Annotated in this window: 19 protein-coding genes; 13 read left to right on the forward strand and 6 right to left on the reverse strand. The window is 27.8% G+C overall.

The annotated features are described in order from the left end of the window. Positions 1-52 precede the first annotated feature (52 nt). The gene (locus tag LPC13_RS01790; RefSeq protein WP_005213807.1) at positions 53-520 is read right to left on the reverse strand and encodes an Lrp/AsnC ligand binding domain-containing protein; all 468 of its coding nucleotides are present in this window, start codon (positions 518-520) and stop codon (positions 53-55) included. Between the two features lie 174 nt (positions 521-694). Here LPC13_RS01790 and LPC13_RS01795 point away from each other — a divergent pair, with 174 nt between their 5' ends. Then, the gene (locus tag LPC13_RS01795) at positions 695-1084 is read left to right on the forward strand and encodes a hypothetical protein (protein ID WP_195244824.1); all 390 of its coding nucleotides are present in this window, start codon (positions 695-697) and stop codon (positions 1082-1084) included. 35 nt (positions 1085-1119) lie between these two features. Here LPC13_RS01795 and LPC13_RS01800 read toward each other — a convergent pair whose 3' ends face one another. Next, positions 1120-2148: a CehA/McbA family metallohydrolase gene (locus LPC13_RS01800; protein WP_005213805.1), complete on the reverse strand. Its 1029-nt coding sequence runs from the start codon at positions 2146-2148 to the stop codon at positions 1120-1122. A 133-nt stretch (positions 2149-2281) separates the two neighbouring features. Here LPC13_RS01800 and LPC13_RS01805 point away from each other — a divergent pair, with 133 nt between their 5' ends. Both LPC13_RS01805 and LPC13_RS01810 read left to right on the forward strand, forming a co-directional pair. Then, positions 2282-2785 carry a gamma carbonic anhydrase family protein gene (locus LPC13_RS01805; protein WP_195244826.1) on the forward strand — a complete coding sequence of 168 codons (504 nt, stop codon included), beginning with the start codon at positions 2282-2284 and terminating at the stop codon, positions 2783-2785. A gap of 8 nt (positions 2786-2793) precedes the next feature. Then, positions 2794-3633: a CvfB family protein gene (locus LPC13_RS01810; protein WP_005213803.1), complete on the forward strand. Its 840-nt coding sequence runs from the start codon at positions 2794-2796 to the stop codon at positions 3631-3633. Between the two features lie 75 nt (positions 3634-3708). Here LPC13_RS01810 and LPC13_RS01815 read toward each other — a convergent pair whose 3' ends face one another. Together LPC13_RS01815 and LPC13_RS01820 are read right to left on the reverse strand one after the other, a co-directional pair. After that, positions 3709-4227, reverse strand: coding sequence for a restriction endonuclease (locus tag LPC13_RS01815; protein ID WP_005213802.1), 519 nt, complete (start codon positions 4225-4227; stop codon positions 3709-3711). Further along, entirely contained in the window at positions 4217-4801 is a 585-nt protein-coding gene (locus LPC13_RS01820; RefSeq protein WP_040419589.1) for a restriction endonuclease, read from the reverse strand. Before LPC13_RS01820 ends, LPC13_RS01815 begins: the two co-directional genes overlap by 11 nt. Before the next feature lie 185 nt (positions 4802-4986). On the opposite strand from LPC13_RS01820, the gene LPC13_RS01825 reads away from it, so the two are divergent. From LPC13_RS01825 to LPC13_RS01850, 6 genes are all read left to right on the forward strand, one after another. Further along, complete coding sequence (locus LPC13_RS01825; protein ID WP_005213800.1) at positions 4987-5364, forward strand: NUDIX hydrolase; 378 nt, start codon at positions 4987-4989, stop codon at positions 5362-5364. A 127-nt stretch (positions 5365-5491) separates the two neighbouring features. Further along, on the forward strand, positions 5492-7201 hold the full coding sequence (locus LPC13_RS01830; protein ID WP_005213799.1) for an ABC transporter ATP-binding protein: 1710 nt from the start codon (positions 5492-5494) through the stop codon (positions 7199-7201). 155 nt (positions 7202-7356) lie between these two features. After that, the gene (gene trxA, locus LPC13_RS01835; protein WP_005213798.1) at positions 7357-7671 is read left to right on the forward strand and encodes a thioredoxin; all 315 of its coding nucleotides are present in this window, start codon (positions 7357-7359) and stop codon (positions 7669-7671) included. 14 nt (positions 7672-7685) lie between these two features. After that, positions 7686-8549 carry an NAD(P)/FAD-dependent oxidoreductase gene (locus LPC13_RS01840; RefSeq protein ID WP_005213797.1) on the forward strand — a complete coding sequence of 288 codons (864 nt, stop codon included), beginning with the start codon at positions 7686-7688 and terminating at the stop codon, positions 8547-8549. Positions 8550-8666: 117 nt separating this feature from the next. Further along, positions 8667-10595 carry an HIRAN domain-containing protein gene (locus LPC13_RS01845; protein WP_005213796.1) on the forward strand — a complete coding sequence of 643 codons (1929 nt, stop codon included), beginning with the start codon at positions 8667-8669 and terminating at the stop codon, positions 10593-10595. 79 nt (positions 10596-10674) lie between these two features. Next, positions 10675-11328 (forward strand): deoxynucleoside kinase, encoded by a 654-nt coding sequence (locus LPC13_RS01850; protein WP_005213795.1) that lies wholly within the window; start codon positions 10675-10677, stop codon positions 11326-11328. Between the two features lie 46 nt (positions 11329-11374). Here LPC13_RS01850 and LPC13_RS01855 read toward each other — a convergent pair whose 3' ends face one another. Beyond that, positions 11375-13279 (reverse strand): NAD(+) synthase, encoded by a 1905-nt coding sequence (locus LPC13_RS01855; protein ID WP_005213794.1) that lies wholly within the window; start codon positions 13277-13279, stop codon positions 11375-11377. A gap of 331 nt (positions 13280-13610) precedes the next feature. Between LPC13_RS01855 and LPC13_RS01860 the strand changes: the two genes are divergently transcribed. From LPC13_RS01860 to rbr, 3 genes are all read left to right on the forward strand, one after another. Further along, a complete protein-coding gene (locus tag LPC13_RS01860) occupies positions 13611-14039 on the forward strand; it encodes an NfeD family protein (RefSeq protein ID WP_005213793.1) in 429 nt (142 codons plus the stop codon). A gap of 2 nt (positions 14040-14041) precedes the next feature. Beyond that, positions 14042-14986 carry an SPFH domain-containing protein gene (locus LPC13_RS01865; protein ID WP_005213792.1) on the forward strand — a complete coding sequence of 315 codons (945 nt, stop codon included), beginning with the start codon at positions 14042-14044 and terminating at the stop codon, positions 14984-14986. 406 nt (positions 14987-15392) lie between these two features. Continuing rightward, the gene (gene rbr, locus LPC13_RS01870) at positions 15393-15983 is read left to right on the forward strand and encodes a rubrerythrin (RefSeq protein ID WP_005213790.1); all 591 of its coding nucleotides are present in this window, start codon (positions 15393-15395) and stop codon (positions 15981-15983) included. Positions 15984-16098: 115 nt separating this feature from the next. Here rbr and LPC13_RS01875 read toward each other — a convergent pair whose 3' ends face one another. Next, positions 16099-17919, reverse strand: a complete 1821-nt coding sequence (locus LPC13_RS01875; RefSeq protein WP_234088492.1) for a HelD family protein — start codon at positions 17917-17919, stop codon at positions 16099-16101. Positions 17920-18625: 706 nt separating this feature from the next. On the opposite strand from LPC13_RS01875, the gene LPC13_RS01880 reads away from it, so the two are divergent. Continuing rightward, positions 18626-24409: a glycosyl hydrolase family 95 catalytic domain-containing protein gene (locus LPC13_RS01880; protein WP_234088493.1), complete on the forward strand. Its 5784-nt coding sequence runs from the start codon at positions 18626-18628 to the stop codon at positions 24407-24409. Positions 24410-24457 lie beyond the last annotated feature (48 nt).

The following is a 24457-nucleotide window of genomic DNA, read 5'->3' on the forward strand; positions in this document are numbered from 1 at the left end:
TTTAAAGAAGATAATTAAATTTATCTACTTTAGAGAGGGGATTAATATATAATTATATAGATATATTTCTATCGATTGGTTGATTTAATGAAATTATTGTATCTGTTCTTTGAATTCCTGGTATTACATTGATTTTATTTAGTAGAATATCTTGAAGATCACTAATGTTTTTACATATAACTTTAGCAAATACAGAGTAATCACCAGTAGTTAAATGTAATTCAACAACTTCATTAATTTTAGATATTTCATCAAATACAGCAGAGAATGAAGATGTTTTATCTATATATATACCAACGAAACAACAAACGTCATATCCAAGTTTTGGAAGGTTTAATAATATTTTAGTGCCTTTTATAATTCCAAGTTCCTCCATTTTTTTCATACGAACATGTATAGTACCACCACTAACGTGACAAAGTCTAGCTATTTCTAAATATGGAGTTCTACAATCTTTTATTAATATATCTAAAATTTGAAAATCTAATTCATCAAGTTGATAGGACTGATTTAAACCCATGATAACACCCCTTTAATAAATTTATAATATCTTTAATACATTTTATCAAATATTATATGAAAAATGAAGTGAAAAATAAAATTCTTTTACGAAACTAATAATAAAATTAACAATTTATAAAATTTGGAAGGGAAAGTATCTTGAAAATATGTGAAATAATCGGTAATATATACTATGAGAAAGTTAAAGGAAGGAGAAATATTGATGGGAAATTTTTTATTTACAATACTATATTTTGTAATAATATTAGCAATCATGTTTGGTATAATGATTTTAGGTAGAAAATACATATTTTCAAAAGTTAAGATTAATAAGTATATACCTTTAGGAATAGCAATTGCATTTTTTGTATTACAACTGTTTATGCCTACGATTTTAGGTAGAAACATTTGGTGGGTTTCATTTATATTAATGATAATAACATTAACTTTCTTCTTATGGTTCTTAGATATCCAAACTACTGGAGGACCAAAGAAGAAGGAAAAAGAAATTAAAATTGTGCCTAAGGCAAAACCAAATAGAGTTAAACATTTAAATAATAATAAAAATAATGAAAAGAAATAACAATAAAACACCAGAATATTCTGGTGTTTTATTATTTAGATGTAACTTCGATCAGGATGTTTTATAAAAATAGGAGAACTTATAGCTACTTTTTTATTATCTTGAAGAAGTTTTATAACATACCAGTTTTCCTCCAATGAGGTAGTATGTTCGTAAATGTATTTGATACTGCTTAAATTTATGTCTGTTATTTTTTTTATTATTTTTCCACCATTTGATAAAATTTGAATCTCATTAATTTTATATCTTATATCCTCAGCAAAGATACAAAATTTTATTTTTGAAGAGCTAACAAATAGGGTATCACCCATAAAGGTATCATCAATAGTGAAATAAAGTTTTAAAAATCTAGATTCTGTAGAATATGTTCTATGATTTCTAAAGGCATCTATAAGAGAGTCCTTATTTAGGCTATTTCCTATATATACAGTTAGGTTTTCAGATTCATCGAAATTAACCTTATGATTATCTTGACCATTAATAGCACCAAGTTTCCAGCCTTGATCTAACAAAGTATAATATTGCTTCTCATGATTTGTATATCTAGATGCAGGATTTCCATTAAAAACTTCAATTGATGTAATTAGTTTATTTAAAACTTCATTATAAGGTAAAGTTGTGACGTTTCTATGGGGGTGATTAATGCTAATAAATGCATTACTATTATTTAACATCCATAGTGTAAGTAATCTTATGTCTTTAACAGTACCACTAAAAAAATTAAGTGGATTAATTATATTTAAGTCACCATAAGAAACTGTTTTACATTCAAAACCAACTATAGGCAAAAAGCTTTCTTTATTTTTTTTAATTTTATTTGCATAATAATTAGTAGCAGTCCATCTATTCACAGTATTGCTTTTTATTGTAGCCTTATTTATTAAAAAGTCATTGTGATCAGTTATGAATAGAAAATCCAAACCGCATTTAATAGCATATTCATATAAATCTAAAGGAGTACCTTTCCCCGTTGAGTAGCTAGAATGACAATGAGGTATACCATAGTAGTATTTAATTTTATTTTGATCAAATATTATTTTATTTTTATGCTTACTTTTACTCACATATACGCCTCTTAAAATTATTCATTACTAATATATAGTACTTAATACATTAAAATAATGACAATAATTATAAAGGGTGATAAAATAAAGTTAAACTTTTATGGTAATTTAAAAGGTCATAAGGAGATTCAGAATGATAAAAGAGTTTGAGGGGAATATTCCTAGAATAGATGAAAGTACATATATTTCAGAAAGTGTTGATATAATTGGTGATGTAACTATTGAAGAAAATGCTAATATCTGGTTTGGAACTAGATTAAGAGGTGATATGAATAAAATAGTTATTGGAAAAAACACTAATATTCAAGAAAATACAGTAGTCCATGTAGATAAAAATTGCCCATGTTTAATAGGTAAAGATGTAACTATAGGTCATGGAGCTATTATACATGGATGTGAAATTTGTGATAATGTATTAGTTGGAATGGGATCAATAATATTAAATAATGCTAAAATTGGAAAGAATACTATTATAGGAGCAGGATCTTTGATAACTCAAGGAAAAGTATTTCCAGAGGGTGTTCTTATTTTAGGAAATCCAGCAAAAGTTGTTAGAGAATTAAGTGAAGCTGAAATAGAAAGCATAAAGAATTCAGCTAATAACTATGTTAACTTAAGTAAAAAATATACAAAATAGGAGGATATATGTTAAGAATAGGTGAGTATAATACTTTATTAGTGGATAGAGAAAAAGATTTTGGGTTCTATCTACTTGACAAACAAAGTAAAGAGGATGTATTATTACCAAAATCGCTAGCAGAAGGTATGGGAGTTGAAGTTGGAAAGGAAGTAGAGGTATTTATTTATAGAGACTCTAAAGATAGACCAATAGCAACTTTTAAAAAGCCATTAGCTACAGTTGGTGATGTTGCTTATTTAAAGGTTGTACAGCAAGGCGATTTTGGTGCCTTTGTTGATTTTGGATTAGATAGAGATATATTTGTTCCATTAAAAGAGCAAAGATATAAATTACATACAGGTAAAAAATATTTATTTTACATATATTTAGATAAGACAGGAAGACTTGCAGCAACTACAGAAGTAGAAAATTATATAGAAATTGCAGAAGAGGGAACTTTTAAAGTTGGAGATGAAGTAACTGCAATGGTATTTTCAAAAACACCATCTGGAACATTAAATGTTGCAATTGATGCTAAATATCGTGGACTAGTTTTACCTAATGAATATTATGATGAAGTTCATCCAGGATATGAAATGAAATTAAGAGTTAAAAGAATTTATGAAGATGGGGTTATAGGATTAACACCAAGAAAAACTAGATTAAGTGAAAGAGAGGAGCTTCAAGAAAAAATAGTAGCATATATGAGAAAAAATGGAGGATTTATGGAATTTAATGATAAATCTAATCCAGAAGATATAAAGGCTACTTTTGGAACTAGTAAAAATTACTTTAAAATGGCATTAGGTGGTCTTATGAAAGCAGGAAAGCTTGCACAAGACAAAGAAGGAAGTAGACTTCTTTAGGTGAAAATTAAAAGACTATATCAAGCTATAATAAGTGTGCTTGATATAGTCTTTAGCTTTTTTATTTTAATATAATTAGGAAGTTTTAGTTTCTAAAATGTATTGGGAATATGTTAAGGTTAAATCATCAGCACTTATTATATCTATATTATAGGGTTTTTTTAATGAAGATAAGAAAGCTTTAGCATCCTTTGAAATATGTCCTGTTGTGATTATTATTCCATTATCTACATCATCAGCAATCATTGCACCTAATAATTTTTCTGCTTGATATAAAGTAACTGAGTTAGTTAGAGAATACCTCTTACATTTTACATAGTATTTTTCATTATTTTTATAGCAAATTATGTCCTTCTCTCCATCCATTTCTAAAGGAAGTACAGTTACATTAGTAAAGCCTAATTTTGTAAGGTATTCACCACTCCAAATTTCAAATTCATAAGGGGTTAGCCTATATATTAATTGTACCAATGAATTAGGCGTTTTAAATTTTTTATATTGCTTATAAAGTAAAATAATATTTTTAATTAATTTTCCTATTAAAGGAGAAAATGTTATTAATATAAAATAACCAAATAATGTATTAAACCTCATTAATTAAATCCTCCTTAAAACAATAATCATTAAAGTTTCTAACTGATCTAGTTAATTCATAGCCATTAATAAGTTTTAATTCTATATTAGAATTTTTATTATTTACTTCATTAACAAAATCAATGGCTAATGGGGTAAATGAACTGTTAGTAATAAAAATACCTTTAGAATAATTATTGCTAATTATTCTAGCTAAAAAGCATTGGATATCAGGTCTGCCTGTTAATGACCAATTATCTTCATCTTTAGCTTCTTTACCAAGTAAAGTATTTTGAGAACAACTTATATAGATTTTTTCATTATTTAAAGTTGCTGTAAAGCTTGTTAATTCACTAGTTCCATTTTCAATTAATGATATATTGGTAAAGCCATTAAATTTCAAATAATATTCTATTGTTTTTATAAATCTATCATAATTATTTTTTTGCAAATCTTTTATTGATAAAATACCATTTTCTATTTTAGAATCCTCTACTTTGTTTTTTAAGGAATTTGTAGATTTTTCTACGTATGAAATTAAAAGTTTTAAGGAAAAAAATAATAGTACTAAAAGTGGAATATATTTAATAATCAAAAAAATCACCTCCTATATAATTATTATCCATAAATTACAAGTATATACAGATAATTAAAGCAAAATAAGCTAAAATTTAGCATATTTATGTAAAAAAATATTTAAAAATCTATTTAAAGGTATTATAATTAATATTAAGTATACAGGTATAGCATAAGCTAATATTTATATTATTGGAGGTACAAATGGGGAAAGTAGTAAGATGTTCAATTGTTATTTATGATGACTTTAATAATGTGCTAATAGCAGAGAGAGGAAAAAAGGTAGATAAAATTTGGGGATTATTTGGAAAAGAAATGAAAGGGAAAGAAACAGAGGATAAGTGTATTTGTAAAGCTATAGATAAAGAATTAAAATGTACTATATTTGATTTAGAACCTTTTAAAGAATATAAATTAGGAGAAACAGAAGAAACACTAAAAGTTTTTAAGGGCACTGTAAAAGAATATATGACTTGCCATAGAAATATAAATTGTATTAAGTGGATAAATAAAAAAGAAGTTAGTAACTATAAATTTAATGATGAAGATATGAAAATTTTAGAAGATTTCTTTAATAATTAAAATAAAAGCAAATTTTGAACGTTAAATAATAAGAAATGTTTTTAGATTTTTACATAATAATATTTTAAAGAACAAGGTGTACAGTTCCTTGTTCTTATTTTTGTAATATAGAAAAGGGGAGGGTGTAATGATAAAAAAATTTATATCATATTATAAACCATATAAAACATTATTCTTTTTAGATTTGTTAGTTGCAACTGTGGCAACAATATGCAATTTAATATATCCAATGATGACTAGAAATTTAGTAAATGAAGCAATTCCTAATAATGATATTAAAGTAATAGGGATATTTGCTATAGTTCTAATAATACTGTATTTAGTAAAAGCGGGATGTACGTATTTCATGCAATATTTTGGACATCTTGTTGGTGTTGGAATGCAAGGTGATATGAGAAGAGATATGTTTAATCATCTTGAAAATTTACCAAATTCATATTTTGATAATAATAAATCAGGTGATTTAATGAGTAGAATGGTTAATGATCTTATGGAGGTATCAGAGCTTGCTCATCATGGTCCAGAAGATTTATTTATATCAATTATAATGTTTTTAGGATCATTTATAATTTTATGTACAATTAATGTTCCACTTACTATTATTATATTTGCATTTGTTCCTTTTATAGTTATTTATACTTTAAAGAAAAGAGAAAAAATGAATAAATGCTTTATGGAAACTAGAGTACATACTTCAGAAATAAATTCTACATTAGAAAATTCAATAGCAGGAATTAGAATTTCTAAAGCTTTTGTTGCTCATGAGTATGAAAAGAAAAAATTTAATGATGGTAATAATAGATTTAAGGAAGTAAGAAGACAGGCTTATAAAGTTATGGCTGAGTATTTTTCAGGTGTTAATTTTGGAGTAGATATACTTGATTATGTAGTTCTTATTGCTGGTGGAGTATTTACTTATTATGGAACAATAAATTTAGGAGATTTTTTTGCATATCTTTTATACGTAAAATTATTTACTGACCCAATAAAGAAACTTATAAATTTTGTTGAGCAATATCAAAATGGAATGACAGGCTTTAAAAGATTTATGGATATTATGGAAGTTGAATGCGAAAAGGAAAAAGATAATGCAATAGAACTTAAGGAAGTACAAGGAAAAATAACTTTTGATAATGTTACTTTTGCATATGAAAATGAAAAAATTTTAGATGGACTTTCTTTATCTATTGATAGTGGAAAAATGTTAGCTTTAGTTGGACCTTCTGGTGGAGGAAAAACAACTTTTTGTAGTTTAATACCAAGGTTTTATGATGTTGATAGTGGAGATATTAAAATTGATGGGACTAGCATTTATGATTTAAAGTTAGATTCATTAAGACAAAATATAGGTATAGTTCAACAGGATGTATTTTTGTATACAGGAACAATAAAAGAAAATATAAGCTATGGTAAGTTAGATGCAACAGATGAAGAGATTATTGAAGCTGCAAAAAAAGCTAATATTCATGAGTTTATAATGAGTTTAAAGGATGGATATGATACTTTTATTGGGGAAAGAGGTGTGAAATTATCTGGTGGACAAAAACAAAGAATTTCTATAGCAAGAGTATTTTTGAAAAATCCACCTATATTAATTTTAGATGAAGCTACATCGGCATTAGATAATGTAACTGAATATTTAATCCAAAAATCTTTAGAAGAGCTTTGTAAAAATAGGACAACAATAGTTGTGGCACATAGATTATCAACTATTAAAAATGCAGATGAAATAATAGTATTAACTGATAATGGAATTGAGGAAAGAGGAAGCCATGATGAGTTAATCAAAAAGAAGGGAATTTATAATAATTTAAATAAATATGCAAAAGCTAACTAAAAGTGACTAAGTCATAGAATTATTAAAGTTAAAAGGGGTAAAATAAGTACAAAGGTAAATTTATTAGGAACATAAAATTATTGACTAATAATTATTATCGCTGTACAATTAATAAAAATAATAATATGCCATAATAGGTATTAGGAGGAAGTATAATGGTTAAACATTTAAAAGAAAATGAATTTAATTCAGAAGTTGTTGAATTTGATGGTGTTAGTATAGTAGATTTCTGGGCAGATTGGTGTGGACCATGTAAGATGATAGGGCCTATATATGAAGAAGTAGCAGGAGAATTAACTAATGCTAAATTCACAAAGGTTAATGTTGATGAATGTCCAAATTTAGCAGGAAAATATAGAGTTGCAAGTATACCAACAATTATGGTGTTCAAAAATGGAGCTCCTATAGATACTTTAGTTGGATTTATGCCTAAAACTCAATTAAAAGATGCTGTTGCAAAACATTTATAAAAAAGGTGAATACTATGGAGAGATATGATATAGCCATAGTAGGTAGCGGCCCAGCTGGATTATCAGCAGCTCTAAATGCAAAGATAAGAAATAAGAGTTTTATTATCTTCGGACATAAAGATTTAAGTAATAAGCTTATTAAAGCTCCAAAAATTAATAATTATTTGGGTTTTTATGGTTCTAATGGTAGTGAACTTAAGGACATGTTTTTAGAGCATATTAATAAAATGGGGATCAAAATTACTGAGGAAAGAGTTAATAATATTTACGCCATGGGAGATTATTTTGCTTTAATGGTAAATGATAAAATGTATGAAGCAACTTCTGTAATTTTAGCTACTGGTATGGAATACAATAAGCCTATTAAAGGTGAGGTTGAACTTTTAGGAAAAGGTGTTGGATACTGTGCAACTTGTGATGCACCATTGTATAGAGATAAGGTTGTATCTATAGTTGGATATAATAAAGAAGCTGAAGAAGAAGCTAAGTACGTAAGTGAACTTGCTAGCAAAGTATATTATGTACCTATGTATAAAGATAATTATGATATTGGTGAAAATGTAGAAGTTATAGAAGAAAAACCAGTAGAAATTATTGGTGAAGGAAAAGTTTCAAGTTTAAAACTTCAAAATACAGAATTACAAACTGATGGTGTATTTGTATTAAAAGATAGCATATCACCAGGTCAATTAGTACCAGGACTAGAGATAGTGGATGGACACATTAATGTTGATAGAGAAATGAAAACAAATATATCAGGATGCTTTGCAGCCGGAGATTGTGTAGGAAAGCCATATCAATATATCAAGTCAGCTGGAGAAGGAAATATTGCAGCTTTAAGTGCAGTAAAATATATAGATTCTTTAAAAAATAAATAATATTAAAAATGATATCTTAAATCTTTAAGGTATCATTTTTTTTACTAAAACGTTAAATGATATGATAAAATATAATATAATATAAGTACTTAAAATAATGGGATAAAGAGGTGGGGTATGAAAACAAAAAAGTTTGTAGATTTAATGGAATGGTGGAATAAGTATAAATATAAACCCTATGAAAAAATTGATATGCTAATGGCTGGGGAAAAAGAATGTGACGCAATTTATTTAGATCAATCTATTACAGCAAGGGAAAAAGAAGAACTAGCTAATGGGTTATTAGAAATTTTAATAGAATCATTCAAATATGAGGGAAAAGCTGAAGATGTTATTAGATTTATAAAAAGATTTCCTATAATAGATTATTATTTTATATTTATAGATAAAATAAAAATTTTATTGAAAGAAAGAATGATAACTAAAGAGGAATTGTTTATTACAGGAAAATATTATGCAAATGAATGTGAAGAGAGCGAAGGAATTAAATTAGGATTAACATTATTAAGATTTGCAGATAATATAGATGCATTAGAAATTTTAAAGATATATTCAAATCACAATGAGTTTATCTTTTATTGCATAGAGGCAATAAAAGAATATAGTATGTGTAATTCTATTATTTTCAATATTGCTAAAGCAAGCAATGGGTATGGGAAGATTATTGCTGTAAGTAATTTGGAACCACTAACTGAAGAAATTAAAGAATGGATTATAGAAGAGGGAAGTTTAAATAACATTTTAGAAGAGGTATTACTTATATTAAAATTTAATGAATATGATTATTTAAATTATTTTGGTAGCGGTAGAAAAACAAAAAATAAGTATGAAATATTTACACGAAATTTAAAGTTATTGTGTCAGATTGAAGATACATTGAGAGAATATATAACATTTGAGATAATAAATCTATATTTTGAGTACTATAAAAAATTTGATATTAATTTTGATAATTTATATGTAATGTATAGTATGTTGATGTTACTATATGATGAAGATAATAAAATGGCAAGTGAACTTTCAGAATTTGAAAAGGAATTAAGAGATAATATTACAAATAAAATTTTATCTTATAATTATGAAGAAATAATAAAAGATGAAATAAGTTTTGGGAGTTATGATAAAAAAATAGCAATTGATATTGCAAGTGTATTTGATATTGAATTAAAATTTAATGATTTTAAAGATGTATTAAAGTACGAGCCATTTAATAATTACATTTATCAATATATTTTAGAAAAAGAGGACAAGTTAGATAAGAATAATTTAATAAAATTTGCATGTGAAAATATTGACTTTGATAAAATAAATTATGAAAAAGAAACTATATACGAGGAAGAAATAAATAAAGAATATATAGATTATAGATATGCACAAGATATTGCTTTATATCTAATAATTTCAGATATGGAAGACTTAGCTAAAGACTATATAGATATTAATATTAAAGCGTTAAAAACACGATATATAGCTACAAGAAGAGCAGCTTTTGCTAATTTAAAGAATTTTTATGAATATAAAAGCAAAGAAATTAATGAGGAAATTAAAATAGCATGTTCTTTAGAGGATGATAAAAATTTAAAAAGAAGTATGGAACGTTTTTTAAATAATAGAAATGATGAAGAAAAAGAAAGTCGTTTTATTAACATAGAAGATGTTAAGGTAAAACCACATTCAAAAGATATTTTCTTATTACAAACTCATATAGCAGGAATTAAATATAGAGATTTAACTATAATAGAAGAAAAACTTATAAAGGGAAAAGAAGTATTTTTAAAAAGGGAAAAAGATAATTTATATGATAAGAATTCTATAATGATTTTAGCTGACAATGGATATTTATTAGGGTATATTCCTAAGAGTGAAAATGTAATTTTAAAAAATCTTATTGATTATGGAAAAATTATTTATGGAGAAATAACTGATATAAGTGAAGATTTTTCAGAAATAAAAGTAGATTTATTTTTAAGCTATGTAGATGTAATAGAAGAAGTAAGTGCAACTTTAAATATGATGGCAGATGAGAGTATAGGATATTTAAATTAGAGATTTAATTCAAAGCTTGACACAGAAAATATTACAAAGTATTATAAAACGTGCACTAAGGATGAAGGATAGGTGAAGTATGTTGCTAGTTGTTGGTGGAATGATAGGACTTGGAAAGAGTTCTGTAGCAAAGATATTAGGTGAACATTTTAAATCAGATGTTTTTTATGAAAGTGTGGATGACAATCCGCTTTTACCTCTATTTTACAGTGAATCAGAGGAAGAGATTCAAAGAAAGAGATATCCATTTTTATTACAATTATATTTCTTAAATACTAGATTTAAAAGTATTAAAGAAGCATTAATAAATGATAATAATATTTTAGATAGATCAATATACGAAGATTGGTATTTTGCTAAGAAAAATATGGAGCTTGGTAGAATTTCAGAATTAGAAATGAATATATATGAAAATTTATTAAATAATATGATGGAAGAGCTTGAATCTTTACCAAAGAAGGCTCCAGATATTATGATTTATCTTAAAGGATCATTTGAAACTGTTATAAATAGAATAAATCTTAGAGGTAGAGATTTTGAGGTTGACGATAGTTTAAAAGAATATTATCAATTCTTATGGAGAGATTATGATAATTGGGTTAATAACCATTATAAAGCATCACAAGTTCTTATTGTAGATATGGACAATATGGATGTGGTTAATAGTGAAGAAGATAAAGATAAATTAATAAAAATGGTAGAAGATAAATTAAAAGAAGTTAGAAATAAATAATAAAATAGCTGTTGCAATTTATGCAACAGCTATTTTTAATTTAACTTTATTTAAATGAATTGAAAGAAGCATCAGAAGGCATTCTCCAGTCTCCACGTGGGCTTAAAGAAATTGAACCAACTTTAGGGCCATCAGGAAGTGCGCTTCTCTTAAATTGTTGAGTGAAAAATCTATAAATAAATTTATCTAACCATTTATTAATTTCTTCTTTAGAGTAATCATCTTTAAATGCAATTTCAGCTAAGAATTGTATTCTTTCTTTAGAAGATCCATGTTTTATAAAATGATATAAGAAAAAGTCATGTAATTCATATGGTCCAACTATATCTTCCGTTTTTTGAACTATATCACCTTTTTCACTCTTAGGTAAAAGTTCAGGACTAACAGGAGTATCTAAAATGTCTAACAATGTATGAGATACTTCTTTATTAGATTCTTTTTCTGCTACATACTTAACTAAGTATCTAACAAGAGTTTTAGGAATTGAAGGATTTACAGAATACATACTCATATGATCCCCATTATAAGTACACCATCCAAGAGCAAGTTCAGATAAATCTCCAGTTCCAATTAATAATCCACCTTCTTTATTAGCTAAATCCATAAGAATTTGAGTTCTTTCTCTAGCTTGAACATTTTCATAAGTTACATCATGTATATCTTTATCATGACCAATATCTTTGAAATGTTGAAGAGCAGCATCTACTATATTAATTTCTCGTAAGTCTGTACCTAATTCTTTACATAGAGTTAAAGCATTATTATAAGTTCTATCTGTTGTACCAAAGCCAGGCATAGTTATTGCTATGATATTCTTATTATCAATACCAAGTAGCTTGAAAGTTTTAACTACAACTAAAAGAGCTAACGTAGAATCAAGACCACCAGAAATACCTATAACAGCTTTCTTTAAGTTAGTATGCTCTAAACGCTTTGCAAGAGCTGAAGCTTGAATGTTGAAGATTTCCTTACATCTTTCTTCTCTTTCATGTTCATTTGATGGAACAAATGGATGCTTATCAACATATCTATCAAATTCTTTAATATTGGTATCTTTAAAATTAAAATATATATTTTTAGCTTTAAAAGGAACCATTTTACTTGCATCCCTATAGCTTAAATTTTTAAGCCTTTCAGCATTAAGTCTAAATATATCAATACAAGAAGTTATAATTTCATTTTCTCTTTGGAATCTATCATTTTGCTTTAGGATAGAACCATTTTCACTTATTACTAAATGACCACTAAACAAAAGATCAGTAGTGGATTCGTGAACTCCTGCAGAAGAATAAATATATGATGACATACATCTAGCACTTTGATTAGAAATTAATGAAACTCTATAATCCTTTTTACTTACAAGTTCATTTGAAGCAGAAAGGTTTCCTATAATATTTGCTCCTAAAAGTGAAAGGTATGAACTAGGTGGAATAGTAACCCAAAGATCCTCACAAATTTCTACTCCAAATTTATAGTCGCCAGCTGCAAAAATTAAATTAGTTCCAAAAGGAATATTTTCTTGGAAAGGTAGATTTATTATTTCATCTATTAGATTAACACCTTCTGTAAACCATCTTTTTTCATAAAATTCACTATAATTAGGAATATATGATTTAGGAACAATACCTAAAATCCTCCCATTAAATATAATAATGGCACAATTATATAAAACATTATTATGTATTAAAGGTGCACCTACGGCTAAAAGCATATCTTTATCAACACTTTTTTCACAAATCAATTTAATACCGTCTAATGCTTTATTTAAAAGAGTGGAAGTTAAGAATAAATCAGAGCAAGTGTATGAAGTTATGCAAAGCTCAGGAAAAACAAGAAACTTTACATTACTATCATAAGATTTATCAATGCAATAACATATATTTTCAACATTATAAAGAACATCTGCTACTTTGGTTTTAGGACAAGCAGATCCTACTTTAATAAAATCCATATTATCATCTCCATTACATTATATAAATTTAGTATTGTATTAGTGAGCTAATAAAATACACATAAGTAAATAATAAAAGGAAAACCTTAGAAAATCAATGAAATTCAACGGAGAATCAATTTAAAAAGAATTAAGTGATAAAAAATAACTCTTTTAAAGATAAAAAATAACTTGCAAAATAGTTTGTGATAAATTATAATAAGATTGTAGTTAATATTTAATAAATATTAATTTATGAAAAAATAGAATAAAATGGTGTATAATTAAATTAATATAATCATAAGTAGTCTATTAAATTTATAGAATAAAGTAAGTGGAAGGGGGAAAGTGAATGTGGGAGGTAATTACTTGGATAATTGTTGCTATTGTTGTAATTGCTATTGACATTGTTACTAGTAGTTTTATATTTATGTGGTTTTCTATCGGAGCTTTAGTTGCAATAATTCTTTCTTTAATAGGTGTATCAGTAACGTGGCAAATAGTAGCATTCTTAATAATAGGTGTTGCAACGGTTTCTATTGGTTATCCTTGGGCAAAGAAAAAATTCAAAGCTGATGTAAATCATGTAAAAACAATGGAACAAAACTACATTGGGATGGTTATGACTGCAGAAGAAGATATGGGAGAAACATCTAAAATAAAAGTAAGTGGTATTTATTGGACTGCTTATAATAAAGGAAAAATTATAAAAAAAGGTGAACAATATACTATAATAGGTATAGAAGGAAATAAATTAGTTGTAAGTTTAAAGGAGGATTAATTATGATGGGCATGATATTTTTAGTAGCATTATTAGTAATTATATTAATTTTGTTATTATCATCAATCAAAGTTGTAAATACAGGGTATTTATATGTAGTAGAAAGGTTAGGACAATTCCATAGAATTTTAGAACCAGGATGGCATTTCATAATTCCAGGTATAGATTTTGTGAGAAAAAAGGTATCAACTAAACAACAAATTTTAGATGTACCACCACAATCAGTTATTACTAAAGATAATGTTAAGATTTCAGTTGATAATGTTATTTTCTATAAAATGTTAAATGCTAAAGATGCTGTATATAATATTGAAGATTATAAATCAGGTTTAGTTTATTCAGCAACTACTAATATAAGAAATATTTTAGGTAATATGAGTTTAGACGAAATTCTAGCAGGAAGAGATGCTATAAATCAACAGTTATTAGGTATAATTGATGAAGTTACAGATGCTTATGGAATAAAAGTGTTATCAGTAGAAATTAAAAACATAATTCCACCAGCTGAAATACAAGAAGCTATGGAAAAACAAATGAAGGCTGAAAGAGATAAGAGAGCTATGATTCTTCAAGCAGAAGGTTTAAGACAATCTCAAATTGAAAAGGCTGAAGGTGAAAAGCAATCACAAATATTAAGAGCAGAAGCTGAAAAACAAGCTAATATTAGAAGAGCAGAAGGTTTAAAAGAATCTCAATTACTTGAAGCAGAAGGTAAGGCTAAGGCTATAGAACAAATAGCAATAGCAGAAGCAGAAGCTATTAGGAAAGTAAACCAAGCTATTATTGAATCAGGAACTAACGAGACAGTTATAGCATTAAAACAAGTTGAAGCATTAAAAGAAATGGCTAATAATCCAGCTAATAAACTTATATTACCAAATGAAACATTATCTTCACTTGGAAGTATTGCTGCTATTGGAGAAATGCTAAAAGGTAATAAAGAATAAATAAAAACATTAAGATAGTATTAAAAAATAATTATTATAGCTAAAAATATTATAAAAAATGAACTTAAAATAGTAAATTAAAATAAAACGGCAAATTGAAGGAATAAATTCTTAAAGTTGAATGTTATTGAATAAGATTAAATTTAATTATTTCAATAAACTTTTAGAGAATTTAAGCTTTCATTTGCCATTTTTACTTTTTAATATTTTAAAGATAAATTTATTAATAGAAATTATTCAAATAGTAGATTAATAAAATAAATTGATAAATATACAAAAGAGATTAAAGTATATTAATATAAGTAATAAATGAAATTGAGAAATAAACAACATTATTATATGTATATTTATGGGAAAAGTGTATATAATTACTTATATAAAGTTAGTATATAAAGGGAGGTAAAGTATGGTTGATTTTAAAAATAGTGAAACTAAAAAGAATTTAATGAGGGCTTTTGCAGGAGAGAGTCAAGCGAGAAATAGATATGAATTTGCTGCATCAGTAGCAAAAAAAGAAGGATATTCAATTTTACAGGATTTATTTAATTATACAGCTAATCAAGAAAAGGCTCACGCAAAAGAATTTATGAAAAAATTAAAAGATTTTTCAGGTGAGGAAATTGTTATTACAGCAGGGTATCCAGCAGAAAGTGGAGAAAATACATTAAGTCTTTTAAAATTAGCAACAGAACATGAAAATGCAGAGCATGATGAAATATATAAGAATTTTGCAGAAGTAGCTGAAAAAGAAGGTTTTAAAGATATAGCTATTTTATTTGAAAAAATAGCTTCTATTGAAAAAGTACATGCAAATAGATTTTCTAAATATGCAAAAGAGTTAGAAAATAATTCGTTATTTAAGAATGAAACTAAAATGCAATGGATGTGTACTAATTGTGGATATATTTACGAAGGAAATGGAGCACCAGAAGCATGTCCAGTATGCCTACATCCTAAGGGATTTTTCATGGAATTTGAAAATACTCCTTTTGAATAAGAGTATTAAATTTTAGGTTTAGCTACTTTAGTATTATTATTAAAGTAGGTTATAAAGAAAAGTTTGTTATATTCCTGAAGGATATATAACAAACTTTTCGGCATTATAGTTAATTTTAATATTCACTTGTGATTGTGTAAAGGGTAGTATCCTTTGGAAGGATAGCTTCTAGTGATTTATTAGTGTATATGTGTAATTCGTGTAATGCTCTCGTACAGGCTGTGTAGAATAGATGCTTGTCTTCTAAACCTAGATAATTTTCACCATCTGCTAATATAACACCATCAAATTCTAAGCCTTTGGCTAAATAAGATGATATTACATTTACACCAACTTTAAATTCACATTTATCACTAGTTATTAAGTTTATATGAGAATTAATTGCTTTTAATTTATCATAAAGTTTTTCACAATTTTCTTTGTTTTTACAGATTATAGCTATTGATTTATATCCTTTATCTTTCATTGATGAAATTGTAGAAGAAATTAAACTTTCCACATTACTATCTGTAATATGAATAGTTGGATTTTCACCAATTCTATCTACAGCTTCAATAGGTTCATGAGTATCTAATATATCCTTAGTGAATGTAGTTATGTTATAAGTAGAACGATAGCTCTTAGTTAAAACTACTGTTTTAACATCATCAAATACTTCAGTAATACTATTTCTATTTTTTACATTTGAATGTTTATCTATTCTTTGATTTAAATCTCCCATAATAGTTATTGAAGCATTAGGGAAAGATTTCTTTATTATTTCATAGAATAATGGACTATAATCTTGACATTCATCTACAAGAACATGTTTCATGTTTCCATAACTTCTAAAACCTTCTAATGCGGCTCTAATATATATTATAGGGGTAATGTCTTCATACTTTACTTCGTTATATCCAATATACTTTAATGTAAGATTCTTAATTTCATCTAAGTTACTATCAGTATACTTTTCTATGTTTTCCCATAGTAATTTATAAATAGAAACGCTATTTAAAGTATCTATCATATTATCAACTTGTAAGTTAACTTGCTCAAGGCAATAATCATAGAATAATTTTTTATCCTCTACATAGTCAAAATTAGAATTATCTTTTTTAGATAAATATTTATTTTCAACTTGTGAGAAAAGACTTTGCTTAATAACATCAATTCTATTTAAGAATGGAATATCGTTAAAACGTTCAAAAATTGTATTTTCTACTGATTTTTTAGAAATTATTTGAGTTCCCTCAATAGTAATAGGTTTAATATTAGTTATTAATTTAGGAATATCTATTACGAAATTATTAAGAACATCCATAAACTCTTTAGTATTTTTATATTCCATTGATTTAGCTCGTGTTTTAAATTCACTTAAGTTATTATCATTAGAGTAAATATAATCTAAATGATCATTTTTATTTTCATAAATAAAGTTTTGAGGTAAGAACTTTTTAGCATATAATTCAAAAGTTGTTTGGCGAATATTACTTTCACCTAAGTCAGGTAATACGTCAGAAATATATTCAGCAAATACTTCGTTAGGACTGAAGATTAAAATGTTATCTGCAGTAAGATTTTTTCTATGCTTATATAAAAGATAAGCAGATCTATGTAATGCAATTGAAGTTTTACCAGAACCAGCAGCGCCTTGTATAAATAATATTTTACTATCATCACTTCTAATAATATCATTTTGTTCTTTTTGAATACTTGCTACTATGTTTTTCATTTTATCTGTTGCATTATTGCTAAGCATAGAATTTAATGCTTCATCACATAAACTTTCATCAGAATTATGCATAAACACAATTTCACCATTTTTTATATTATATTGTCTAGTAAAATCAATTTGTCCTGAAATTCTTCTTACAGGAGCATCATAATATGCAGGACCAACTTCAAAATCATAAAACATATTTGCTACAGGAGAACGCCAGTCGAAAACTAACATTTCAAAATTATCTTCATCTTCAACGGTAGATAATCCTATATAAAAGCTTTCAAGTTCTTCACCATCTTCTTTAAAATCTAATCTTGCAAAATATGGATTGCTAAGTTGTTTTTCTAATGTTCTTATTCTTGAAAGTTTTTTAGAGTGTAGCTGTTCATTTAAAGCAACTTGGCTACAATTTTCATTTATTTCAATTTCATCTAGTTCAGCTCTATTATCCCATAAGAATTTTCTGTGATTAATAATTTATTTATCTTGTTTTTCACTTGAAACACCATAAGAATCTAAAAGTTCATTTATTTTTTTTATAGTATTTTTTAAATATTTATTTTCATAATTAATGTTTTTTCCAATTAACATTTCATCATTCTCCTTATAATAACGGTCATTAAATTTTAATGTTTATATTAATTTGTGTCAAGTAAGGAATATTAACTTTATTTATGAATAAATGTGCTAGAAAACGGATATAATATAAATAACCCTTTAGGGTTACGTAGGATTTGTTGTCGTAAGTTTAGGCTTGCGGCAATTTTTTTTTATATAAATATATTGGCAAAAAAAGTAACTAAATTGCTATTTTATTGACCTAAAAAGTTAAGTTTGATAATATGAAATTATCCAGGGAAAAATATATTTTTTTGAAAAAAACTGGATTGCAATTAGGTTAAAGGGGAAGCTAATTAAAAATAATGAGGAGGATAATATGGGAAAAAGAAGAAAAAAGATTTTGTCTGCAGTATTAGCAGGTACAATGGCAGTATCTTTATGCCAAACTGTTGTAGCTGATACAAATACTGAAGCCAATAAGAACTCACATTTTGATGAAAACGATTTGAGATTGTGGTACACAAAGCCTTCTTCACAAGGAGCAGCTGGGCTTACTGAAGATAATATGTGGCAAGAGTATACTTTACCTATTGGGAATGGAGATATTGGAGGGAATGTATACGGAGAAATAGTACATGAACGTATCACATTTAATGAAAAGACACTTTGGACAGGCGGTCCAAGTGACAAACGTCCTAATTATAATGGTGGTAACAAGGAATATGCTAATGATGGTATAACACCAATGTATGAAATTTTACAACAAGTTAGAGAAAATTTTGCACTTCATACAGATGAAGGTGATGCTACAGCTAGTTCTTTATGTAATCAATTAGTTGGTATTAGTGATGGATATGGAGCATATCAAGCTTGGGGAGAAATAAATTTAGATTTTATTGGAATTGACGAAAATAACGTAACAGATTATGTTCGTGATCTTAATTTAAGAAATGCTATTTCATCTGTAAATTATACTTATGGAGATACTGAATATATTAGAGAAAACTTCGTAAGTCATCCAGATGATGTTATGGTTATAAGAGTTGAAGCTAATGGTGAAAATAAACTTAATTTCGATGTAAGTTTCCCTTCAAAGCAAGGAGCAACAACTATAGTAGAAAATGATACTATTACATTAGAAGGTGAAGTATCAGACAATCAATTAAAATATAACTCACAATTAAAGATAGTAAGTGATGATGGTGAAGTTACAGAAGGTACTGATAAGTTAACAGTAGAAAATGCAACTTCAGCTACAATTTATATATCAGCAGCTACAGATTATAAAAATGATTATCCTGAGTATCGTACAGGAGAAACTGCTGAAGAATTAGATGCTAGAGTTGGAGATGTTATTGAAGCTTTAGATGGAAAATCTTATGAAGAGGTTAAAGCTGATCATATAGCTGATTATAAAAGTATATTTGATAGAGTTGATTTAGATTTAGGACAAGCTTTACCCAATATTCCAACAGATGAACTTTTAAGTGGATATGGAAACAACACAGTTTCTGAAGAAGCAAGAAGAGCTCTTGAAGTAATGTTCTTCCAATATGGAAGATATTTAACAATTGCTTCTTCAAGAGAAGATTCTCAACTTCCATCTAACTTACAAGGGGTGTGGAATAATAAAAATAACCCTGCTTGGAGTTCAGATTACCACATGAATGTAAATCTTCAAATGAATTATTGGCCAACTTATTCTACTAATATGGCTGAATGTGCTACTCCTTTAGTTGAGTATATTGATTCATTAAGAGAGCCAGGACGTGAAACAGCAAGAATTTATGCTGGAGTAGAAAGTGCTAAGGATGAAAATGGAGAATATATTGAAGCAAATGGATTTATGGCTCATACTCAAAATACTCCATTTGGATGGACTTGTCCAGGTTGGAGCTTTGACTGGGGATGGTCTCCAGCAGCAGTGCCATGGATATTACAAAATGTTTGGGAAATGTATGAATACACTGGTGATGTTGAATACATGAGAGATGTAATTTATCCAATGATGAAAGAAGAAGTAAATCTTTATGAAAATATGTTAGTATGGGATGAAGTACAACAAAGAATGGTTTCTTCACCAACATATTCTCCAGAACATGGACCAAGAACAGTTGGTAACACATACGAACAAACATTAATATGGCAATTATATGAAGATACAATTACAGCTGCAGAAACATTAGGTGTAGATGCAGATTTAGTTGTAGAGTGGAAAGATACTCAATCTAAATTAGATCCAATTCAAATTGGTGATGATGGTCAAATTAAAGAATGGTTTGAAGAAACTACTTTAAATAGTATTCCAAGTGAAGGATACGGACATAGACATATGTCTCATCTTTTAGGATTATTCCCAGGAGATTCTATTTCAGTTGAAACTCCAGAGCTTTTAGATGCTGCTTTAGTATCATTAAATAATAGAACAGATCAATCTACTGGATGGGGAATGGGACAAAGAATTAATTCTTGGGCTAGAGCAGGTGAAGGAAATAAAGCTTATGAATTATTAACTAAGCAATTAAAGAGAGTTGGAACAGGACAAGCTAACGGGGGAGGAACTTATTCTAACCTTTGGGATGCACATCCACCTTTCCAAATCGATGGTAACTTTGGAGCAACAGCAGGAATAGCTGAAATGTTAATGCAAAGTAATATGGGATATGTATACTTCTTACCAGCACTTCCAGATACATGGGCTGATGGTTCATATGATGGATTACTTGCAAGAGGAAACTTTGAAGTTGGTGCAAAATGGTCAAATGGAGTTGCATATGAATTAACTGTTAAATCTAACAATGGTGGAGAAGCAGTAGCTAAGTATGCTGGATTAAATCTTGCTAAAGTAACTAACTCTAAGGGAGAAAATATAGAGTTTACAGTTGTTGAAGAAGATAAGATTTCATTTAATACAGAAGTTGGTGAAACTTATACAATAACTGAAATTCCAGGAGCTGAAGAAAAGTTAGATGCACCTACAGGTTTAACTGCAGAAAGAATATTAGATAGTTCAGTAAATTTATCATGGGATGCAGTTGAAGGAGACAATGTTACTTATAATGTATATCGTCAAGTTAATAATGGTGATGTTGTACTAGTTGCAGAAAATATTTCAGAAGTTACTTTTGAAGATAATAATGCACAAGATATATTAGGTACATTTGCTTATAGCGTTTCAGCAGTAGTAAATGGAATAGAATCAAATATATCTTCAAGTGTATCAGTAAACGACTTAAGAAATATGTCTGGATATATTGATGATAGAGATGCGCGTATTTCTTATTCAGGTGAATGGGGTAACTGGAGTGAGTCTGTAAACTATGCTGGAACAATTAAATTTATTGAAAGTCCAGTTGGTGGAGAAACAGCTACTTTAACATTCGTTGGTACAGGAATAGAAGTAATTAGCTGTACTAATCACGATAGAGGTAAGTTTGAAATAATTATTGATGGAGTTAGCCAAGGTGAAGTTAGCACATATAGTGCTTCTACAGTAAGACAAAAGGTTGTATATTCTAATGAAAATTTAGAATATGGCAAGCATACAATTGTTGTTAAAGCAACAAATACAAAGGTTGATGCTGCAAGTAGAACTAAAGTTGAACTTGATGCATTTAAAGTATTAGATAATTCATCTGTTAAGCCAACATCAATATCAGTTGGAACTAAATCAGGAATAACAACTGTAGGTAAGGCTAATAGTGAAGTTCAAATGGTAGCAACAGTTCTTCCAAATGATGCTACTAATAAAGATGTTACATGGTCTGTAAATGATTCTACTATTGCAACTATTGATGAAAATGGAGTATTAACTACTGGTGAAGTTAATGGAACTGTTAGAGTTACAGCAACTTCAAAAGATGATGCTTCTATAAGTGGATATGTTGATATAACAGTAGCTCTTGCAGAAGTAAATGTTAATGAAGTGATAGTTGAAGATGGATATATGGATAATACTAAAAATCCAGATATAACTTGGGGTGGAAACTGGTCAGTTTGGGCTGGTGAATCAGATAGACACCATGGTGGAACTAAAACAGAATCAAGTACAGGTGCTACAATTTCTTACACATTCACAGGAACTGGCATAGAAGTTTATGCTCAAAAACATGCAAACTTTGCAAGCTTTGATATATCAATTGATGGAAAAGCGCAAGGAAACTTCTCATTAGCAGGAAGTAGTACTGGAGATGACCAATCTTTAGTCGCAGCATTTAAAGATTTAGAAAATGGTGAACACACTATTTTAATGACAGCTGTAGCTCGTGATGGTAAAAATGCAGTTAACTTAGACTACTTCAAGGTATTAAAACCAGTAGATAGTGAAATTGTTAATAAATCAGAATTACAAAATGTAATTGAAGAACACAGCCACAAAGCTGAAGCTAACTATACAGCTGAAACATGGAGCGAATTTAAAAATGCTTATAATAATGCTGTAACTGTAATGAATAATGATGAAGCGACTGTTGAAGAAGTAGCAAATGCAGTAGCTACGCTTACTGAAAAAGCAAATGCTTTAGTTGCTCAAGAAGCGCAAGGGCCAGTTATTCCAGCAGGTTCAAAGGTTGAAGCTATTGGTGTTGAAAGCTCTACATTAGTTCTTACATGGCCAGTAATAGATGAAGCTGTAGTTTATGAAATCTATGAAGGTGATGTAAAGATTGGTGAAACAGTAAGCAATTACTACAGAGTTTCAAACTTAAATGAAAATACTGAATATACTTTTGTTGTTAAAGCTGTAAATGAAGCTGGGAGAGCAAGTGCTTTTGAAGCTGTTACTGCTATAACTACAGTAGGTGCAGATAAAGAAAGACCAAGTAATATTGAAGCTATTAACGTAAATGTTACATCTGAAACAACTGCAGAAGTTACATGGAGTGAAGCTACTGATAATGTTGCTGTAGTTGCATACAGAGTTTATTTAAATGGAGTTCTTCAAGGTGAAGTATCAGAATTAACTTATACTTTAGAAGAATTAAATAAAGATATTAATTATACTGTTAAAGTAATTGCTGTAGATGCAGCTGGAAATACTTCATTAGTACCAGCAAGCGTAAACTTCACAACATCAGATAATGGAGAAGAAGTTCCACCAACACCTGAAGTTGATAAATCAGTATTACAAGTTGTAGTTGATAATGCTAACACTTTAATTGAAAGTGAATATACTCAAGAAAGCTGGAGTAAGTTAACTACTGCTTTACAAGAAGCAAATAAAGTATTGGATAATGAAGAAGCAACTCAAGAAGAGGTTGATACTGCAAAATCTGCTTTAGAAGCAGCAATTGAAGCTTTAGTAGAAAAGCCAGTAACACCTCCAAGCAATGTAATTAAATTACATTTAGAAATAGCTGTAGAAACTGCTTTAGAAGTAACTGATGAAGAACTTTCTAATGTAGTGCCAGCAGTTGCAAATGAATTTAAAGCAGCACTTGCAGAAGCACAAGAAATTTTAGCAAATGATGAAGCAACTCAAGAAGAAGTAAATGCATCATTTGATAGATTAAGTAATGCAATGCAAATGTTAGAATTCAAGAAGGGCGATAAGACAGCTTTAATAACATTAATAGAAAGAATTAACGGATTAAATGAGTCAGAATATATAGCTTCAACTTGGAGCAAAATGCAAGATGCATTAACTATTGCAAATAATGTAATAGCAGATGAAAATGCAATGGAAGATGAAGTATCAGAAACTTATACAAGCTTATTAAAATCATTCTTACAATTAAGATTAAAACCAAGTAAGGATAAGTTAGAAGAATTAATAAATAAAGCAGAAAGCTTAGATAGTAATAAATATACAGTTGCAAGCTTTAAAGCAGTTGAAAAAGCATTAGAAGAAGCAAATAAAGTATTTGCAAGTGAAGATGCAACTTCAGAAGAAATTGCAAAAGCTGAAGCTAATTTAAGAAATGCTATGAATTCATTACAATCAAATGCAGGAAATGAAAATAATAATTCAAGTAATGCAGAAAATAGTAATGGTTCAAATAATACATCAAATAATAGCACAGCAAACAATTCAGGAAATAGTGGAAGTACATCTAATAGTGGTAAATTACCACAAACAGGTGGAAGATCAGCTATGGCTGTTGGATTAGTTGGTGGAATATTAGCTGTTGCAGGTATAGTATTATTTAAAAGAAAAAGATAATTAATATTTATTAATTAAGATGTAGAAGGAGTTAGTTTTAACTCCTTC

Source organism: Clostridium celatum, assembly GCF_021412605.1.
In the GTDB taxonomy this organism is placed as follows: Bacteria; Bacillota; Clostridia; order Clostridiales; family Clostridiaceae; genus Clostridium; species Clostridium celatum.

Excerpts from the sequence above, each read along its gene's own strand:
- LPC13_RS01855 (WP_005213794.1), bottom strand. The coding sequence starts at position 13,279 with ATGGATTTTATTAAAGTAGGATCTGCTTGTCCTAAAACCAAAGTAGCA.
- LPC13_RS01880 (WP_234088493.1), top strand. The coding sequence starts at position 18,626 with ATGGGAAAAAGAAGAAAAAAGATTTTGTCTGCAGTATTAGCAGGTACA.
- LPC13_RS01860 (WP_005213793.1), top strand. The coding sequence starts at position 13,611 with ATGTGGGAGGTAATTACTTGGATAATTGTTGCTATTGTTGTAATTGCT.
- LPC13_RS01865 (WP_005213792.1), top strand. The coding sequence starts at position 14,042 with ATGATGGGCATGATATTTTTAGTAGCATTATTAGTAATTATATTAATT.
- LPC13_RS01805 (WP_195244826.1), top strand. The coding sequence starts at position 2,282 with ATGATAAAAGAGTTTGAGGGGAATATTCCTAGAATAGATGAAAGTACA.
- LPC13_RS01790 (WP_005213807.1), bottom strand. The coding sequence starts at position 520 with ATGGGTTTAAATCAGTCCTATCAACTTGATGAATTAGATTTTCAAATT.
- rbr (WP_005213790.1), top strand. The coding sequence starts at position 15,393 with ATGGTTGATTTTAAAAATAGTGAAACTAAAAAGAATTTAATGAGGGCT.
- LPC13_RS01845 (WP_005213796.1), top strand. The coding sequence starts at position 8,667 with ATGAAAACAAAAAAGTTTGTAGATTTAATGGAATGGTGGAATAAGTAT.
- LPC13_RS01825 (WP_005213800.1), top strand. The coding sequence starts at position 4,987 with ATGGGGAAAGTAGTAAGATGTTCAATTGTTATTTATGATGACTTTAAT.
- LPC13_RS01875 (WP_234088492.1), bottom strand. The coding sequence starts at position 17,919 with ATGTTAGTTTTCGACTGGCGTTCTCCTGTAGCAAATATGTTTTATGAT.
- LPC13_RS01850 (WP_005213795.1), top strand. The coding sequence starts at position 10,675 with ATGTTGCTAGTTGTTGGTGGAATGATAGGACTTGGAAAGAGTTCTGTA.
- LPC13_RS01830 (WP_005213799.1), top strand. The coding sequence starts at position 5,492 with ATGATAAAAAAATTTATATCATATTATAAACCATATAAAACATTATTC.
- LPC13_RS01795 (WP_195244824.1), top strand. The coding sequence starts at position 695 with ATGAGAAAGTTAAAGGAAGGAGAAATATTGATGGGAAATTTTTTATTT.
- trxA (WP_005213798.1), top strand. The coding sequence starts at position 7,357 with ATGGTTAAACATTTAAAAGAAAATGAATTTAATTCAGAAGTTGTTGAA.
- LPC13_RS01840 (WP_005213797.1), top strand. The coding sequence starts at position 7,686 with ATGGAGAGATATGATATAGCCATAGTAGGTAGCGGCCCAGCTGGATTA.
- LPC13_RS01815 (WP_005213802.1), bottom strand. The coding sequence starts at position 4,227 with ATGAGGTTTAATACATTATTTGGTTATTTTATATTAATAACATTTTCT.
- LPC13_RS01810 (WP_005213803.1), top strand. The coding sequence starts at position 2,794 with ATGTTAAGAATAGGTGAGTATAATACTTTATTAGTGGATAGAGAAAAA.